The 16,107-nt window shown below is 71.1% G+C and carries 16 protein-coding genes; 10 read left to right on the forward strand and 6 right to left on the reverse strand.

What is annotated here, in order from left to right:
- Window positions 1-4: 4 nt before the first annotated feature.
- The 3 genes from AC4BGC_RS00545 (at window position 5) to AC4BGC_RS00555 (ending at window position 4,022) form a co-directional block, all read left to right on the forward strand.
- Window positions 5-619 carry a flavin reductase family protein gene (locus AC4BGC_RS00545; protein WP_490546688.1) on the forward strand — a complete coding sequence of 205 codons (615 nt, stop codon included), beginning with the start codon at window positions 5-7 and terminating at the stop codon, window positions 617-619.
- 127 nt (window positions 620-746) lie between these two features.
- Window positions 747-3,287 carry an ATP-dependent Clp protease ATP-binding subunit gene (locus tag AC4BGC_RS00550; RefSeq protein ID WP_490546687.1) on the forward strand — a complete coding sequence of 847 codons (2,541 nt, stop codon included), beginning with the start codon at window positions 747-749 and terminating at the stop codon, window positions 3,285-3,287.
- A 285-nt stretch (window positions 3,288-3,572) separates the two neighbouring features.
- Entirely contained in the window at window positions 3,573-4,022 is a 450-nt protein-coding gene (locus AC4BGC_RS00555; RefSeq protein ID WP_490553919.1) for a hypothetical protein, read from the forward strand.
- A gap of 63 nt (window positions 4,023-4,085) precedes the next feature.
- On the opposite strand, the gene AC4BGC_RS00560 is transcribed toward AC4BGC_RS00555, so the two are convergent.
- The gene (locus tag AC4BGC_RS00560) at window positions 4,086-4,946 is read right to left on the reverse strand and encodes an HhH-GPD family protein (RefSeq protein ID WP_490553920.1); all 861 of its coding nucleotides are present in this window, start codon (window positions 4,944-4,946) and stop codon (window positions 4,086-4,088) included.
- A 157-nt stretch (window positions 4,947-5,103) separates the two neighbouring features.
- Here AC4BGC_RS00560 and AC4BGC_RS00565 point away from each other — a divergent pair, with 157 nt between their 5' ends.
- Window positions 5,104-5,877, forward strand: coding sequence for a hypothetical protein (locus AC4BGC_RS00565; protein WP_490553921.1), 774 nt, complete (start codon window positions 5,104-5,106; stop codon window positions 5,875-5,877).
- 55 nt (window positions 5,878-5,932) lie between these two features.
- Here AC4BGC_RS00565 and disA read toward each other — a convergent pair whose 3' ends face one another.
- Window positions 5,933-7,018 (reverse strand): DNA integrity scanning diadenylate cyclase DisA, encoded by a 1,086-nt coding sequence (gene disA, locus AC4BGC_RS00570; protein ID WP_490546683.1) that lies wholly within the window; start codon window positions 7,016-7,018, stop codon window positions 5,933-5,935.
- A 9-nt stretch (window positions 7,019-7,027) separates the two neighbouring features.
- Window positions 7,028-8,461, reverse strand: a complete 1,434-nt coding sequence (gene radA, locus AC4BGC_RS00575; protein ID WP_490553922.1) for a DNA repair protein RadA — start codon at window positions 8,459-8,461, stop codon at window positions 7,028-7,030.
- Window positions 8,462-8,575: 114 nt separating this feature from the next.
- On the opposite strand from radA, the gene AC4BGC_RS00580 reads away from it, so the two are divergent.
- Entirely contained in the window at window positions 8,576-9,673 is a 1,098-nt protein-coding gene (locus AC4BGC_RS00580; RefSeq protein ID WP_490553923.1) for a LacI family DNA-binding transcriptional regulator, read from the forward strand.
- A 139-nt stretch (window positions 9,674-9,812) separates the two neighbouring features.
- Here AC4BGC_RS00580 and AC4BGC_RS00585 read toward each other — a convergent pair whose 3' ends face one another.
- From AC4BGC_RS00585 to AC4BGC_RS00595, 3 genes are all read right to left on the reverse strand, one after another.
- Entirely contained in the window at window positions 9,813-10,523 is a 711-nt protein-coding gene (locus AC4BGC_RS00585; protein WP_490553924.1) for a class I SAM-dependent methyltransferase, read from the reverse strand.
- Window positions 10,524-10,549: 26 nt separating this feature from the next.
- Window positions 10,550-11,188 carry a VOC family protein gene (locus AC4BGC_RS00590; protein ID WP_490546679.1) on the reverse strand — a complete coding sequence of 213 codons (639 nt, stop codon included), beginning with the start codon at window positions 11,186-11,188 and terminating at the stop codon, window positions 10,550-10,552.
- A 73-nt stretch (window positions 11,189-11,261) separates the two neighbouring features.
- The gene (locus AC4BGC_RS00595) at window positions 11,262-12,035 is read right to left on the reverse strand and encodes a DUF3109 family protein (protein ID WP_490553925.1); all 774 of its coding nucleotides are present in this window, start codon (window positions 12,033-12,035) and stop codon (window positions 11,262-11,264) included.
- A gap of 52 nt (window positions 12,036-12,087) precedes the next feature.
- Here AC4BGC_RS00595 and AC4BGC_RS00600 point away from each other — a divergent pair, with 52 nt between their 5' ends.
- The 5 genes from AC4BGC_RS00600 (at window position 12,088) to AC4BGC_RS00620 (ending at window position 16,070) form a co-directional block, all read left to right on the forward strand.
- Window positions 12,088-13,020 carry a Ppx/GppA family phosphatase gene (locus tag AC4BGC_RS00600; RefSeq protein WP_490546677.1) on the forward strand — a complete coding sequence of 311 codons (933 nt, stop codon included), beginning with the start codon at window positions 12,088-12,090 and terminating at the stop codon, window positions 13,018-13,020.
- 8 nt (window positions 13,021-13,028) lie between these two features.
- Window positions 13,029-13,820, forward strand: a complete 792-nt coding sequence (locus AC4BGC_RS00605) for a sugar phosphate isomerase/epimerase family protein (protein WP_490546676.1) — start codon at window positions 13,029-13,031, stop codon at window positions 13,818-13,820.
- A 67-nt stretch (window positions 13,821-13,887) separates the two neighbouring features.
- A complete protein-coding gene (locus AC4BGC_RS00610; protein WP_490553926.1) occupies window positions 13,888-14,457 on the forward strand; it encodes a hypothetical protein in 570 nt (189 codons plus the stop codon).
- 103 nt (window positions 14,458-14,560) lie between these two features.
- Complete coding sequence (locus AC4BGC_RS00615; RefSeq protein ID WP_490553927.1) at window positions 14,561-15,415, forward strand: hypothetical protein; 855 nt, start codon at window positions 14,561-14,563, stop codon at window positions 15,413-15,415.
- Between the two features lie 34 nt (window positions 15,416-15,449).
- Window positions 15,450-16,070 carry a TetR/AcrR family transcriptional regulator gene (locus AC4BGC_RS00620; protein WP_490553928.1) on the forward strand — a complete coding sequence of 207 codons (621 nt, stop codon included), beginning with the start codon at window positions 15,450-15,452 and terminating at the stop codon, window positions 16,068-16,070.
- The last annotated feature ends 37 nt before the right edge of the window (window positions 16,071-16,107 follow it).

The following is a 16,107-nucleotide window of genomic DNA, read 5'->3' on the forward strand; positions in this document are numbered from 1 at the left end:
CGCGATGGCCACCTCCACCGCGCGCACGGTCTTCGACCCCGGCGATCCCGACGTGAACGCCTACCGGCTGCTCACCGCCCTGGTGGTGCCGCGCCCGATCGCCTGGGTCTCCACGCTGGACGCGCGGGGGCGGGGGAACCTGGCGCCGCACTCCTTCTTCACCGTCGCCAGCGGGCGACCGCCGGTGGTGCTGTTCAGCTCGCTGGGCCACAAGGACACCGTGCGCAACGTGGAGGAGACCGGCGAGTTCGTGATCAGCCACACCTCCGAGGCGCTGCTGGAGCAGGTCAACGCCAGCAGCGCGCCGTTCGACCACGGCGACGACGAGGCCGAGCAGCTCGGGATCGCGATGGAGCCCTCCGACACGGTCGCCCCGCAGCGGGTCGCCGGGTCGCCTGCCTCGATCGAGTGCCGCCTCGAGCGGGTGGTGGAGGTCGGCTCGGCGTACGTCGTGTTCGGGGAGGTCACCGCGATCACCGTGCGCGACGACGTGTTGCGCGACGGTCAACCGGCGATGGACCTGCTCCGGCCGGTCTCCCGCCTCGGCGGCGACGAGTGGGGCCGGCCTCCTGAGGTGTTCCACCTGACCCGCCCCGCCCGCCCCGAGGACGTGCTGTGAGCGGCCACCCGGCCGTGTTCGCTGAGAGCGATAACCACCTGCGCGCGGAACACGTAGGCTGAGGGAAGGGTTTAACCGGCCGTGCGGGTCGCACGCGTCGACCCTGCAGAGACTTGAGGAGTAGCCCATGTTCGAGCGGTTCACCGACCGAGCCCGACGAGTTGTCGTGCTGGCCCAGGAAGAGGCCCGCATGCTCTCGCACAACTACATCGGGACCGAGCACATCCTGCTCGGCCTGATCCACGAGGGCGACGGCATCGCCGCGAAGGCGCTGGAGAGCCTCGGCGTCTCCCTGGAGGCCGTCCGCGCCCAGGTCGAGGAGATCATCGGCCAGGGGCAGCAGGCCCCCAGCGGCCACATCCCGTTCACGCCGCGAGCCAAGAAGGTGCTCGAGCTGTCCCTGCGCGAGGCGCTGCAGCTCGGCCACAACTACATCGGCACCGAGCACATCCTGCTCGGCCTGATCCGCGAGGGTGAGGGCGTCGCCGCGCAGGTGCTGCACAAGCTCGGCGCCGACCTCAACCGGGTGCGCCAGCAGGTCATCCAGCTGCTGTCGGGCTACCAGGGCAAGGAGCAGCAGTCCGCGGGCACGGCGCCCGAGGCCGCCCCCTCCAGCTCGCTGGTGCTCGACCAGTTCGGCCGCAACCTGACGCAGGCCGCCAAGGAGGGAAAGCTCGACCCGGTCATCGGACGTGGCCAGGAGATCGAGCGGGTCATGCAGATCCTGTCCCGGCGTACGAAGAACAACCCCGTGCTCATCGGTGAGCCCGGCGTCGGCAAGACCACGATCGTGGAGGGCCTCGCGCAGGACATCGTCCGCGGCGACGTGCCCGAGACGCTCAAGGACAAGCAGATCTACACCCTCGACCTCGGGGCCCTGGTGGCCGGCTCGCGCTACCGCGGTGACTTCGAGGAGCGCCTGAAGAAGGTGCTCAAGGAGATCCGCACCCGCGGGGACATCGTGCTGTTCATCGACGAGATCCACACCCTCGTCGGGGCCGGCGCGGCCGAGGGCGCCATCGACGCCGCCAGCATCCTCAAGCCGATGCTGGCGCGCGGCGAGCTGCAGACCATCGGTGCCACCACGCTCGACGAGTACCGCAAGCACCTCGAGAAGGACGCTGCGCTCGAGCGCCGGTTCCAGCCGATCCAGGTCGCCGAGCCCTCGATCGCGCACACCATCGAGATGCTCAAGGGTCTGCGCGACCGCTACGAGGCGCACCACCGGGTCACGATCACCGACGAGGCCCTGGTCTCGGCGGCGACGCTGGCCGACCGCTACATCTCCGACCGGTTCCTGCCCGACAAGGCGATCGACCTCATCGACGAGGCCGGCTCCCGGTTGCGGATCCGCCGGATGACCGCTCCGCCGGACCTGCGCGAGTTCGACGACAAGATCGCCGACGTGCGCCGCCGCAAGGAGGGCGCCATCGACGGACAGGACTTCGAGGCGGCCGCCCGCCTGCGCGACGAGGAGAAGCAGCTCATCCTCGCCAAGGGCGAGCGTGAGAAGCAGTGGCGTGCCGGCGACATGGACGTCGTCGCAGAGGTCGACGAGGAGCTGATCGCCGAGGTGCTGGCCGTGGCGACCGGGATCCCGATCGTCAAGCTCTCCGAGGCCGAGTCCACCCGGCTGCTCAAGATGGAGGATGAGCTGCACAAGCGGGTCATCGGCCAGGAGGAGGCCGTCAAGGCGCTCAGCCGGGCCATCCGTCGTACGCGCGCCGGGTTGAAGGACCCCAAGCGCCCCGGCGGCTCGTTCATCTTCGCCGGCCCGTCCGGTGTCGGCAAGACGTGGCTGTCCAAGACGCTCGCCGAGTTCCTCTTCGGCGACGAGGACGCGCTGATCCAGCTCGACATGTCGGAGTTCTCCGAGAAGCACACCGTCTCGCGGCTCTTCGGTTCGCCTCCCGGCTACGTCGGCTACGAAGAGGGCGGCCAGCTCACCGAGAAGGTGCGCCGCAAGCCGTTCTCCGTGGTGCTCTTCGACGAGGTCGAGAAGGCCCACCCGGACATCTTCAACAGCCTGCTGCAGATCCTGGAGGAAGGTCGCCTGACCGACAGCCAGGGCCGGGTGATCGACTTCAAGAACACGGTGATCATCATGACCACCAACCTCGGCACCCGCGACATCTCCAAGGGCGTCAGCCTGGGCTTCAACCAGTCCGGCGACGAGGGCACCTACGACCGGATGAAGAACAAGGTCACCGAGGAGCTCAAGCAGCACTTCCGGCCCGAGTTCCTCAACCGTGTCGACGAGATCATCGTGTTCCCGCCGCTGACCAAGGAGCAGATCGTCTCCATGGTGGACAACATGGTGGCCTCGGTGGAGCTGCGGCTCAAGGACCGCGACATGTCCCTGGAGCTGACCCAGGCCGCCAAGGACCTGCTCGCCACGCGGGGCTTCGACCCCGTGCTGGGTGCGCGTCCGCTGCGGCGTACGGTCCAGCGCGAGATCGAGGACGTCCTCGCCGAGAAGATGCTCTTCGGTGAGGTCGGCCCCGGCCAGATCGTGCTGGTCGGCGTCGAGGGCGAAGGCGCCGCGGCGCAGTTCACCTTCGAGGGCACCGTCCGCGGTGACCTGCCGGACGCCCCGCTCCTCGAGCCCGTTGGCGGCCCCGACGACAGCGACGGCCCGGTCGACATCACCAAGGGCGACCCCGCCTGACCCGTCCTGACCTGAACGGCCCCCCGGTGACCCCGGGGGGCCGTTCCGCTTTCTGGCCCCTGAAATCGCAGACTGCGAGCCGGGGTAGCGGCGGATCGTGAACAAGGAGCTTCGCGGCGACCTAGGCTCCGCGCTGTGGCTCAACCGGGTATCAAGCAGCGAACGATCCGCCTCGGGCATCGCCTGCAGCGCCGTCTCGGCTTGCGCTACGTGGTCGTGCTCGTACTGGTCGCAGCGCTTGCCGGATGCGCAACCCCCTCACAGGACCAGGAGGAGAGAGCTGCCGTGAACACGAGACCCGAACGATTCACCATCGTCCCCGACGACTACCACGTTCCCTACGCAGGAACCGCGATGGACGGTCGCAAGTTCTTCCTCAGTGACGAGCTGTTCGTCCCGGGCCATTCGGGGGCGGCGTACGTCGGGCTCTTCCTGTGGAAGCCCGACGGGAGCTTCGACGAGGTGAGGATCGACGAGGTCCCCCGAGTCGATGGACTTCCCCCCGGGCAGGCCGGCGCCTCGGATGCGGATGCCCTCGTCGCCTCCCGGCTGGCTGAGCTGGGCGACTACGTCCTCGAGCCCATCGAGGTCGCGCCGTTCACCCAGCAGGTCAGGGGCGTCACCTTCGGCTGGAAGGTCGACCAGTACGAGGACGGCACGTTCTCCATCGGCATCGAGCCGGGTGATTTCATCGTGTACTACGAACCGTGGGACGGCGTCGAGTACGACACGTAGCGGCAGCGGCACCGCCTTGTTGCTCCTTCGCCGGGCACCCTCCCGGGATCGATCAGGCAGGGCTCAGCCGGGGAGGGCGAAGCGGCCGTCGCTCTCCACGACGAGGCCGTCGGCGAGCAGGCTCTGGAGGGCACGGTCGCGTTGCACCGGGTCCGCCCAGGCGGAGTCGAGGCGGGTCCGGGTGACGCTGCCGGGGGCGTCGCGCAGGACCGCCATCAGGCGGCCGCGGACCTGGCGGTCGGTTCCGGCCCAGGTCTGGCCGCGCCGCGGTGGGCCGTCGTACGCCGGACGGCCGGCGAGGTTCCACGAGCAGAGATCGCTGATCGGGCACGCCGGGCACCGAGGGCTGGCCGCCGTGCACACCAGGGCGCCGAGGTCCATCACGGCGATCGCCCAGGTGGCCGCGTCATCCTCCGGCAGCAGCGACTCCGCCAGCGCGCGCTCGCCCTTCGTGACGGAGGCGGGCGGGAACTCCACCCCCTCCACGGCGCGGGCGAACACTCGCCGCACGTTGGTGTCCAGCACGGCGTGAGTGCCGCCGAAGGCGAACGAGGCCACCGCGCTGGCGGTGTAGTCGCCGACGCCGGGCAGCGCCAGCAGGTCGTCGTAGGAGGCGGGGACCTCGCCGCCGTGCTGCTCCACGATCGCGGTCGCGGCGGCGTGCAGCCGCAGGGCGCGTCGCGGGTAGCCGAGCCGCCCCCACGCCCTGACCGCCTCCCCGCTCGGGGCCGCGGCGAGGTCGCTCGGGGTCGGCCACGTGTTCATCCACTGCTCGAAGACCGGCAGTACCCGGGCGACCGGCGTCTGCTGGAGCATGAACTCCGAGACCAGTACCGCCCAGGGAGTCGCTTCTGGGCCGCGCCAGGGCAGGTCGCGGGCGTGCTCGGCGTACCAGTCGACCAGGGGCTCGTGGAGGGCGTTCATCGGCGCTCATTATCCGTGTCGGCGCGGGACGCGAGTGCCCGGTCGGCGTACATGAGCGGCACGTCTGTGCCCGGTGGGCGGGGGTGTGGCGGGGACCGCACCCGGGCGCCCGGCGTTGCAACCCGGATCGGGGACCGTGCCTGACTACCGTGACCCCATGAGCTCGGCGATCACACCGCGTGGACGGCTGCCCAAGCGCGTCTACTGGGTGCGCCGGGCCCTGGTGCTCCTGATCGCGCTGCTCCTCGTCTTCGGGGTGGCCAAGCTGCTCGGCGGAACTGGCGAGGACCCGCCCACCGCGTCGAAGGCGAGCACCCGCACCGTTGCCGACCAGCCCGGGAATCCGGTCAGCCTCGGGCCGGTCGCGCCCTCGACCAGGCCGAGCCCCCGGGCCAACGTGCCGCTGATCCCGCCCAACGGGGTGTGCCCCGAGGACGACGTCAGCGTGCTGCCCTCGGTCTCGCGCGCGTGGGCGGGGACGCCGGTGGTGATCAACCTGCGGCTGAACGGCACGCAGCCGGCCTGCACCTTCAAGGTCTCACCGCAGAGCCTGGTGGTGAAGATCGCCTCCGGCAAGGACCGGATCTGGTCCAGCCAGGACTGCCCCAAGGCGATCCCGACGGCCGAGGTCGTCGTCCGCAGCGGCCAGCCCGTGCACGTGCCGGTGACCTGGAGCGGGCGACGCTCGGACCAGGGATGCGCACAGTTCTCCGCCTGGGCGCTGCCCGGGTTCTACCACGTCTACGCGGCCGCCTACGGGTCCACGCCCAGCGACGTGCAGTTCGAGGTGACCAAGGCCGAGCCGACGGTCGTCACCCGGACGCCCAAGCCCCGCCCCAGCGCCACCGCGAGCCCGTCGGCGAAGGCCTCTGCGCAGCCCAGCGCGAACCCGAGCACCAAGCCCAGCGCCAAGCCCAGCAAGCGCCCCTGAGGCAGCCGGCCCCAGCGGGCCGAAGCGGTCCCGCGCGGTCGAGCCGGGGCACGCCTCAGACGTAGCGTTCCAGGATGCTGGACTCCGCCAGCCGGGAGAGGCCCTCACGCACGCTGCGGGCGCGCAGCTCGCCCACGCCCTCGACCATCTGCAGGTCCTCGACCGTGGCGGAGAGCAGCTTCTGCAGGGTCTCGAAGTGCTCCACGAGCCGGTCCACCACCGTGATCGGGAGCCGGGGGACCTTGGCCAGCAGCCGGTGACCCCGGGGGGTCACGGCGCCGTCGAGGTGGGTGCCCTGGCCGAGGCCGAGCGCCTTCGCGACGGCGGCGATGTCGACGAGCTCGGTGGGCAGCAGGGCCTCCAGCTCGGCGAGGATCTCCTCGGCGGGCTGGGTGCGGCGTCCACCGGCCTGGTAGTCGCGGACCACGAGCCCACGCTCCGCCTCGACGCCGGTGACCAGCTCCTCGAGCTGGAGCGAGAGCAGCCGCCCGTCGGTGCCGAGCTCGTTGACGTAGTCGTCGATCTCGCGGGCGATCCGGCTGACCATCTCCAGCCGCTGGGCCACCACGGCGACGTCGCGGACGGTGACCAGGTCCTCGATCTCCAGCGCGGACAGGGTGCTGGAGACCTCGTCGAGCCGCACCTTGTAGCGCTCCAGGGTCGCCAGCGCCTGGTTGGCACGGGCCAGGATGCTCCCGGAGTCCTCGAGGACGTAGCGGATCGCGCCGACGTAGATCGCAATGATCTGCATGGACTGCGACACCGAGATCACCGGCGCGCCCGTTTGCTTGGCCACCCGGTCGGCGGTGCGGTGCCGGGTGCCGGTCTCCTCGGAGTGGATGGTGTGGTCGGGCATCAGGTGCACGTTGGCGCGGTAGATCCGCGAGATGTCGCGGTCCAGCACGATGGCGCCGTCCATCTTGGCCAGCTCACGAAGTGCGGTCGCGGTGAACGGGACGTCGAGGTTGAACCCGCCGGTGACGATCCCCTCGACGTCCTTGTCGTGCCCGACCACGATCAGGGCGCCGGTACGGCCCCTCAGGATGCGCTCGAGCCCGTCGCGGAAGGAGGTTCCGGGCGCGATCCGGGCAAGGGTCTCGCGCAGTCGGGCGGCGTCGTCGAGCCGTTCGGGAGGAGCCACGGCGAAAGTCTAGGGCAGTTGCGAGCGTGAATCGCCCGATACGGTGTCGCCCGAGCCGAGGCCGAGCAGGGTGAGCGCCCGCGCGATGTTGTCGACGTCCACGACCCGCATCCCGTCCAGGATCCGGCTGTTCCCGGCCGTGTCGGAGCTGACGGCCGGGACGATCGCGGAACGGAAGCCCATCCGCCCCGCCTCGGCGAGTCGCACCCCGACGTCGCGCACCCGGCGCAGCTCGCCGGAGAGGCCCAGCTCACCGATCGCGGCCACGTTGCGTCCCAGCGGCTTGCCGCGCGAGGCGGAGGTGATCGCCAGGGCGATGGCCAGGTCGTTGCTCGGCTCGGTCAGCCTGGCGCCGCCCACGCTGGAGACGAACACGTCGTGGTTGTGCAGCCGCACCCCGGCGTGCTGCTGCAGGACCGCCAGGATCATCGCCACCCGCGAGGAGTCGACTCCCGACGTCGTACGCCGTGGGCGCTCCGAGGCCGTGTGGGTGACCAGCGCCTGCACCTCGCTGAGCAGCGGCCGGCGTCCCTCGAGGGCGACCGCGACGCAGGTGCCGGGCACGGGGCCGCGCATCGCGTCGAGGAACAGCCCCGTGGGATCGGTGATCGCCACGATGCCCTCCGCGGAGAGGTCGAAGCAGCCCACCTCGTCGACAGGGCCGAACCTGTTCTTCACCGCGCGGACCATCCGCAGCCTGGACGTGCGCTCGCCCTCGAAGTGGAGCACGACGTCGACGAGGTGCTCGAGCACGCGTGGGCCCGCGATCGTGCCGTCCTTGGTCACGTGGCCGATGATCACCAGGGTGATGTTGCGCAGCTTCGCCATCCGGATCAGCGCGGCCGAGACCTCCTTGACCTGGGAGACGCCTCCGGGGACACCGTCGACGTCACCGGCGCTGATCGTCTGCACGGAGTCGACGACCAGCAGGGTGGGCTTGACCGCCTCGACGTGGCCGAGCACGGCACCGAGGTCGGTCTCCGCGGCGAGGAAGAGCTCGTCCTGGATCGCGCCGGTGCGGTCACCGCGCATCCGCACCTGGGCGGCCGACTCCTCGCCGGTCACGTAGAGCACGCGCTGTCGCTGGCGGGCCATCTGGGAGGCCACCTCGAGCAGGAGCGTGGACTTGCCGACACCGGGCTCGCCGGCGAGCAGGATCGCGGCGCCCGGCACCATCCCGCCGCCGAGCACCCGGTCGAGCTCGGGCACGCCGCTGGTGCGCGCCATCGAGTCCTCGATCGGCACCTCGCCGATTGGGCGTGCCGGCGCGGTGACGGGTCCGGCCTGCACCCGGCTCTTCGGGGCTGACTTCTCCACGACCGTGCCCCACGCCTGGCACTCCGAGCAGCGGCCCACCCACTTCATCGCCTCCCAGCCGCAGTCGGTGCAGTGGTAGGTCGCGCGAGGGGGCTTGGGGGAGGTGCGTCCGCTGTTCTGAGCCATGCCCCGAACGCTAGGCGAGCCCACCGACAGATACCGCGTACGACGTGCTCGCGCGTATGGTCCAGTCTAGGATTTGAACGATCCAGAAACCGGGGGACAGACATGAGCCAGTCGGTGAGTCGGCCAGACCTCAACCGGGACTCCAGTCGGGACCCCAACCGTGACGGGGCCCGGGAGGCGAGCCGGGGCCGCCACCAGGTGCCTCCCACCCTGGCCACGGTGGCCGACGAGGCCGGCGTCTCGCGCCAGACCGTCTCGAACGCGCTGAACAACCCGGACCTGCTGCGGCCCGAGACCCTCGAGCGGGTGCAGCAGGTGATCGAGCGGCTCGGGTACTCGCCCAACCGGGCCGCCCGCCAGCTGCGCACCCGTTCCTCGCACCTGATCGGCCTGCGCTTCGAGCAGGCGCAGGAGGGCACCAGCAACGCGCTGATGGACCGCTTCCTGCACAGCCTGGTGGAGGCCTCCTCACGCACCGGGCACCACGTGCTGCTGTTCTCCGGGAGCCCCACCGACCCGCTCGACGGGTACGACGACCTCCTGCGATCCACCGCGGTGGACGCCTTCGTGGTCACCGACACCTACGCCGGCACGCCGCAGTCTGCGTTCCTCCAGGAGCGTGGGGCTCCGTTCGTCGCCTTCGGCCGCCCCTGGGACGAGCCGGACGCCGACCACGCCTGGGTCGACGTGGACGGCGCGCACGGCGCCCAGATCGCCACCGAGCACCTGATCGCCCAGGGGCACCGCCGGATCGCCTGGCTGGGCTGGGAGCGCAGCTCAAGGATCGGCCAGGACCGCCGCAGCGGCTGGGAGCGGGCGATGCGCGCCGCCGGGCTCGACACCGCCGGGCTCGGCGTACACCTGAGCGACAACGTGGATGCGGCGCGGATGGCGACCCACGGCCTGATGCAGGACCCCTCGATCACCGGGTTCGCCTGCGCGAGCGACACGCTCGGCATCGGCGTGCTCCACGCATGCGCCGAGCGTGGCCTCCGTCCGGGCACCGACATCGGGGTCGTGGGCTTCGACGACTCGCTGGCCGCCCAGGTGACCTGGCCCGGCCTCACCTCCGTACGTCAGCCCCTGGAGCAGGTGGCCGTCGAGCTCGTCCGCATCCTGCACCTCGTGTTGGCGCACAAGCCCATCGGCGACCGTGGCCGGATGCTCCAGCCCGCTCTCGTCGTACGCCGCTCCAGCCGGCGCACGGACTGACGGGGGGAGGACGGCCGGCTCGCTGAGGTCGCCCCGACCCCACAAATGTGGGATCGGGGCGTCGAGAAGGCCGATCCGGACGTCACGACCCAACATTTGTGGGGTCAGCCCGCTGACCGGACCCGACCCGCCGCACGGCTCAGTACCCGCGGCTCCACACGTTGACCGCGTAGTCCACCGAGGTGCCCTCGTGCCCGGCCAGGGCCTGTGCGGCGACCTCGGTGGGGAGCTCGATGCCGATCACGGACTCGAGCTCCTCGCGGGTCTCGAAGGCCAGCTCCATGACCACCGGGTGCCGTTCCCAGCCCTGCTCGACCCAGAACCGCTCCACCCGGACGGGGTCGATGTCGGGGTAGCCGCGCCGGAACCACTGCCCGAACGTGGAGCGGGAGGCGTCGGTGTCGATCACCACGGCGCGGCCGCCGGGGCGCAGCACGCGCTCGAGCTCGCGTAGCCCGGGTTCGCAGCCGGGGCCGAAGAAGTAGGCCCAGCGGGCGTGCGCCACGTCCACGGAGTCGTCGGGCAAGGGCAGCGCGGCGGCCGATCCCGGGAGCACGTCGACGTTCGGCAGCCGGCGGGTACGGCGCCGTGCGACCGCGGCCAGGCCTCCGTGCGGCTCCACACCGGTGACCGAGCGCGCGGTGGCGGCGAACAGGGGCAGGTGGAAGCCGGTGCCGCAGCCGACGTCGAGGACGTCACGGCCCGCCCACGGGGCCAGCCTCGTCACCATCTCGGTGAGGGAGCCGTCGCGGTCCACCGCGCGGTTCTCCAGCTCGTAGAGGCCCGGGTGCGCCCAGATGTTCGGGCTCGGGATCGCGCCCGGAGCCAGCTCGGGCCCTGGACCGTCCACGTGCTGCTCGACCGCCGGGTGGCAGGTCAGATGCGGATCAGCCCGTTGGGGGTCTGGAACTGCGCGGCGACGATGCCGGGCGTGCCGTTGGGGGCGACCCAGTCGACCTTGACCGCCTCGAGCGGCTCGTAGACGGACTGCCCGAGCCACTCCGAGACCCGGTCGGGGTCTCCCGCGATCTCCAGGCACTCCAGGGAGACGTCACCGGTCGCGCCGACACTGGGGTGGTTGGCGGGGTCGATGTTCCACTCGATGAAGAACGGCAGCTGCGGGTCGGCCTGCAGCCCCTTGACGCCCAGCTGCTTCCAGAGCAGCTCGGTGCCGTCGGGGCGGTGCCGGTTGCCGTTGACGGCCTCGCGTCCGAGCCGGCTCTCGAGGGGAGCGATGTCGTCGACCGCGACGACCCAGCCCAGCCAGCCTCCGCCGAGCTCGGAGCGGGCACGCACGGCCTGGCCGAACGGCGCCTTGTCCGATGCCGGGTGGTCGAGCACCTCCACGACCTCGAAGTAGACCCCTTGGGTCAGGGGCAGGATCGAGTTCCGGGTCCCGAAGCGGGGGTGGATGCCGCCGCTGAAGAACTGCTCGCCGAGCAGGGCGGAGAGTCGCTCCGTCGTACCGGCGAGGCCACCGGGTCCGGCGGCGAAGACGATGTGGTCCAGACGCATAGTTGATTCTGACCTGTACCCGATCGTCACGGAACACCGGGGGGTCGGGTGTTATCCGAGGTCACGCACCGATTCAGCGGTGCGGAGGCGGTGAGGCCGGATGCAGCGCGAGCGCCGAACGCGAGCGCAGGTGGGCCTCGCAGCGCGCGGCGAGGACGTCGTACGCCGCCTGCCCCATCATCGCGATCAGCTCGGTGGCGCTGGAGACGTAGACCGGCTCGAGGCCCACGTGCGCCTCGGTGTTGCTCGAGCAGTACCAGTCCAGGTCGTGGCCGCCGGGACCCCAGCCGCTGCGGTCGTACTCGCCGATGCTGATCTCGAGGTAGGTGGTGTCGTCGGGACGGTCGACGTTGCGGAACGAGCGCCGCAGCGGCAGCTGCCAGCACACGTCCGGCTTGGTCTCGACGAAGTGCACGCCCTCGTCCTGCGCGAGGCGGTGCAGGGCGCAGCCGTAGCCGCCCTCGAACCCGCGGGTGTTGTGGAAGATGCAGGCGCCACCGGAGACCCGGGTCTTGCGGTCGCCGTCGTCGTCGGTGGTCACCCACCCCGAGCGCTTCACCTGGCCACGCCTGCCCAGGGCCTCCGGGCGGCGCTGCCAGATGGTGTCGTCGAGGCGCTCGACCCACTCGGCGACCCGGTTCTCGTCGTCCTTGTCCGAGAAGTGGGCACCCAGGGTGCAGCAACCGGACTCGGGGGCGTCGGCGTAGATGCCGGCGCAGCCGTTGCCGAAGATGCAGGTCCAGCTCGAGGTGAGCCAGGTCAGGTCGCAGCGGAAGACCTGGTCGGCGTCGGTCGGGTCCTGGAACTCGATCCAGGCTCGGGGAAAGACAGGGTCGACCTCAGGCACGTCTCGACCTTAGCCGCCTCCGGGGCGACGGGGAGCCGGGTAGCCTCGCTACATGCGACTCGGTGTGCTCGACATCGGCTCCAACACGGGGCACCTGCTGGTTGTCGACGCCTACCGCGGGGCGGCGCCGATGCCCGCCTCCTCCTACAAGGAGCCGCTCCGGCTCGCCGAGCACCTCGAGAACGGCTCGGTGACCCAGCGTGGGGTGGACGCGCTGACGAAGTTCGTCGCGGACGCGCTGCGCCTGGCCGAGGACAAGGGCTGCGAGGAGGTCTTCGCCTTCGCCACCTCCGCGGTCCGCGACGCTGAGAACTCCGACGAGGTGCTCGCGCACGTGCAGGAGCGCACGGGGGCGCAGATCCAGGTCCTCCCCGGCGCCGACGAGGCCCGGTTGACCTTCCTCGCCGTACGCCGCTGGTTCGGCTGGTCCTCCGGGCGACTGGCCGTCTTCGACATCGGCGGCGGCTCGCTCGAGGTCGCGGCGGGCGAGGACGAGGCGCCGGACGTCGCGTGGTCGGTGCCGCTCGGGGCCGGACGCCTCTCCCGGGAGCACTTCACCGACGGGGCCCCCGACGAGGAGTCGCTGGCCCGGTTGCGCCGGCACATCCGGACCTCCGTGGCCCACGACGCGGGCATGCTGCTGCGCGGAGGGGCCCCCGACCACGCGGTCGCCACGTCGAAGACGTTCCGCTCGCTGGCCCGGATCTGCGGGGCGGCGCCCTCGGGCGAGGGGCCGCTCGTACGCCGGATCCTCCGCGCCAGCGACCTCGAGGCATGGGTCCCCAAGCTGCTGGAGATGAGCCGCGAGGACATCGCCGGGCTGCCGGGCGTCTCGACCGGCCGGGCGCACCAGGTGGTCGCCGGCGCGCTGGTCGCGTCCGCGGTGATGGACATCTTCGATCTCGAGGAGCTGGAGATCTGTCCGTGGGCGCTGCGGGAAGGCGTCATCCTGGACCGTCTCGACCAGCTCAGCGCGATCGGCTGATTCGCGTCGTGGCCCCTGTGTTCGCGCTCTCCACGGCCTCGGTCTACCCCGAGAGCACCAGCCACGCCTTCGAGTACGCCGACAAGCTGGGCTACGACGCCGTCGAGGTGATGGTCGGCATCGACGTGGTCAGCCAGAGCATCGACAAGGTCCGGGCGCTGCGCGACTACCACCAGATGCCGGTGTGCGCCGTGCATGCCCCGTGCCTGCTGATCACCCAGCGCGTGTGGGGCACCGACTCCTGGGCCAAGCTCGAGCGGAGCGCCGAGATGGCCGAGGCGCTGGGGGCCGACGTGGTGGTCGTGCACCCGCCGTTCCGGTGGCAGCGCGAGTACGCCAGCGGGTTCGTCGACGGGATCGCCGACCTCGAGCGCCGTACCGGCATCGCGTTCGCCGTGGAGAACATGTATCCGTGGCGGGCCACCTCGCGGCGCGAGCTGAAGGTCTACCAGCCGGGCTGGGACCCCTCGGAGGAGTCCTACGCGAACACCACCATCGACCTCTCCCACGCGGCGACGGCGCAGTCGGACCCGATCGCGATGGCGCAGCGGCTCGGTTCGCGGCTCCGCCACGTCCACATGACCGACGGCAGCGGCTCCTCGAAGGACGAGCACCTGGTGCCGGGCCGCGGCGCCCAGCCCTGCGGTGCCTTCCTCGAGACCCTCGCCGGGCAGGGGTTCACCGGCCACATCGTGGCCGAGATCAACACCCGTCGCGCCGGCAACCGTGAGGACCGGGAGCGCGACCTGATCGAGGCGCTCGCCTTCAGCCGGCTGCACTTCGCAGCCGCGGCCACGTAGCGTCACGATTCCCGAACCGTTCTCGCGGTGACCGCCCAATCGCTGCCGTGGCCGATATGGTCCCGGCATGTCGAAACGTCTCGCCGTGTGCGGAATGGTCCTGGTCGCGGCTGTGACGCTCGCCGGCTGCGGGGAGGAGTCGCCCAAGAGCGCCCCGAAACCAACGGCCACACCAAGTCCCACGGCGCCTGCGGGGGTGGACGCCGTCGAGCCGACCAAGCCCCAGAAGCTGGCGAAGACGCCCGAGAGCGCGATGGAGTACGGCCGCTACTTCGCGCTGCTGGTGCAGTACGCCATCGAGACCCGCGACTCCCGCGTGGTCAGTGCCGAGGCGTTCGACCAGACAGGCTGCTCCAACTGTGTCGCGCTGGCCAAGCAGGTCGACGGACTGAAGAGCGATGGCATCTGGCAGCTCAGCGACCCCCTCGAGCTCGGCAAGTTCCGCGCGGTTCCGCTGAACGGTGGGGTGCGAGTCACCGGCTCGTTCGTGTACCCCGCGGTGAGCAACGTCGAGGCCAGCGGCAAGGTCCGACGAACAGGCACCCCAGCTCCCTACAGCTACTGGGTCGACCTGTGGTGGGTCGAGAAGCAGTCGACCTGGCGGGTCCTGGACTTCATCTACAAGCGGAAGAGTTGACGCGATTCTGGTTTGACATTCGTCCTGTGCGGGAATGCAGTCCCCAGAAAATCGTCGTGGAGCTCTGGGGGGAGCTGATCGCATGAGGCGCAGGGCTCGAGGGGTGGTCACGAGTGCTGTCCTGGCCGTGCTGCTGGGCGTCGCCGGCACCGCGCATGCGGGAGACAAGGACAGGACCGAGTTCGACGCCGGAACCACGAGTCCCAGCTCGATAGCCCTCACCGGGACCCAGACCACTCACACCCAGACCCCCTCGACTCCCGCCACGACCACGCCCAGCACCTCCGCCAGCACCAACGAATCCGTGTCGGCTCCCTCGCCCTACCCTCCCGCCGGTCCCTACGGCACCTATGCGGACGCCTTCCCGAAGAACCCGAACGCCGACCTCTCCTGGATGCCCGGTGCCGTGGACGCCTGCGGCAGCACCTGGGGTGGGGACGGCTGGAACGCCCAGTACGCCGAGGCGACTCCCTGCGACCCGGCGGCACCGGCCACCGAGGAGCCCCCGGGTCCGCCGCAGATCACGACGGCGATGGTCGTGGCCGCCGCGTCGGCCGTCGCGCCGACCAGCCCGCCGCACGTGGAGCCCGGTACGCGATCGGCCGTGAACATCCCCAACAACTACTGGACCGACGCGCCCACCGTGGACACCTCGCTCACCCTGCTCGGGGTGACCATCCCGCTGCGCTGGGTCCCCACCGGCACCACCTGGGACTTCGGGGACAGCACCACCGCGACCGGCAACGGCGTCGCGAACGCCGAGGTGGGGGCTCCGGGAGCGGTGGAGCACGCCTACACCCGGGGCGGCGAGTACGCGATCAGCACCAGCACCAGCTACGACCTCACCTTCGTGCTGCCGGGCCAGGGACCCCAGACGGTGGCACTGACCTCCCCGCCCAGCCCGCCCGTTCCGCTCGAGGTGGGCGAGATCCAGACGCGGACCACGTTCGCCGGGTGACGGCGGCTCCTCCCGACGGTGGAAGACTGCGCGGGTGAGCCCCAGCGAGCCCGGAGACCACGCCGGCACCCGGACGACCCGGGGCAGGCGGCCCGGTGCGCCCGACACCAGGGCCGAGATCCTCGCCGCTGCCAGGACCCTGTTCGCCGCACGCGGCCTCGGGAGCACCTCGCTCCGTGCGATCGCCGCGGAGGCAGGCGTCGACCCGTCCCTGGTGCACCACTACTTCGGCACCAAGGACGACCTGTTCGTCGCGGCGCTGGAGCTGCCGGTGGTCCCGCGGGTCGCCCTCAAGCCCGTTCTCGAGGGCGGCCTCGAGGGCGCCGGGGACCGGTTGCTGCGGGTGTTCCTCTCGGTCTGGGACGACGATGCCGCGCGGGTCTCGCTGCTCGGCGTGGTGCGCGGCGTCTTCGAGCCGACCGGACGCCAGGTGCTCCGCGACAGCCTGCTCTCGCTGGTGCTGGGCCCGCTCGGGCCGGCGCTGGGTCTCGAGGAGCCCGAGCGTCGGCTGCCGCTGGTGGCCAGCCAGCTGGTCGGGCTGGTGATGCTGCGCTACGTCCTCGAGGTGGAGCCGCTGGCCTCGATGGGCACCGGCGAGCTGGTGGCGATCTACGGCCCCACCCTGCAGCGCTACCTCGCGGATCCACTGCCCTGAGCCTCTCCTGAGCCGTTACGGACCGGAAGCCCCTTGA

The organism is Nocardioides sp. Z38_18 (assembly GCF_058215695.1).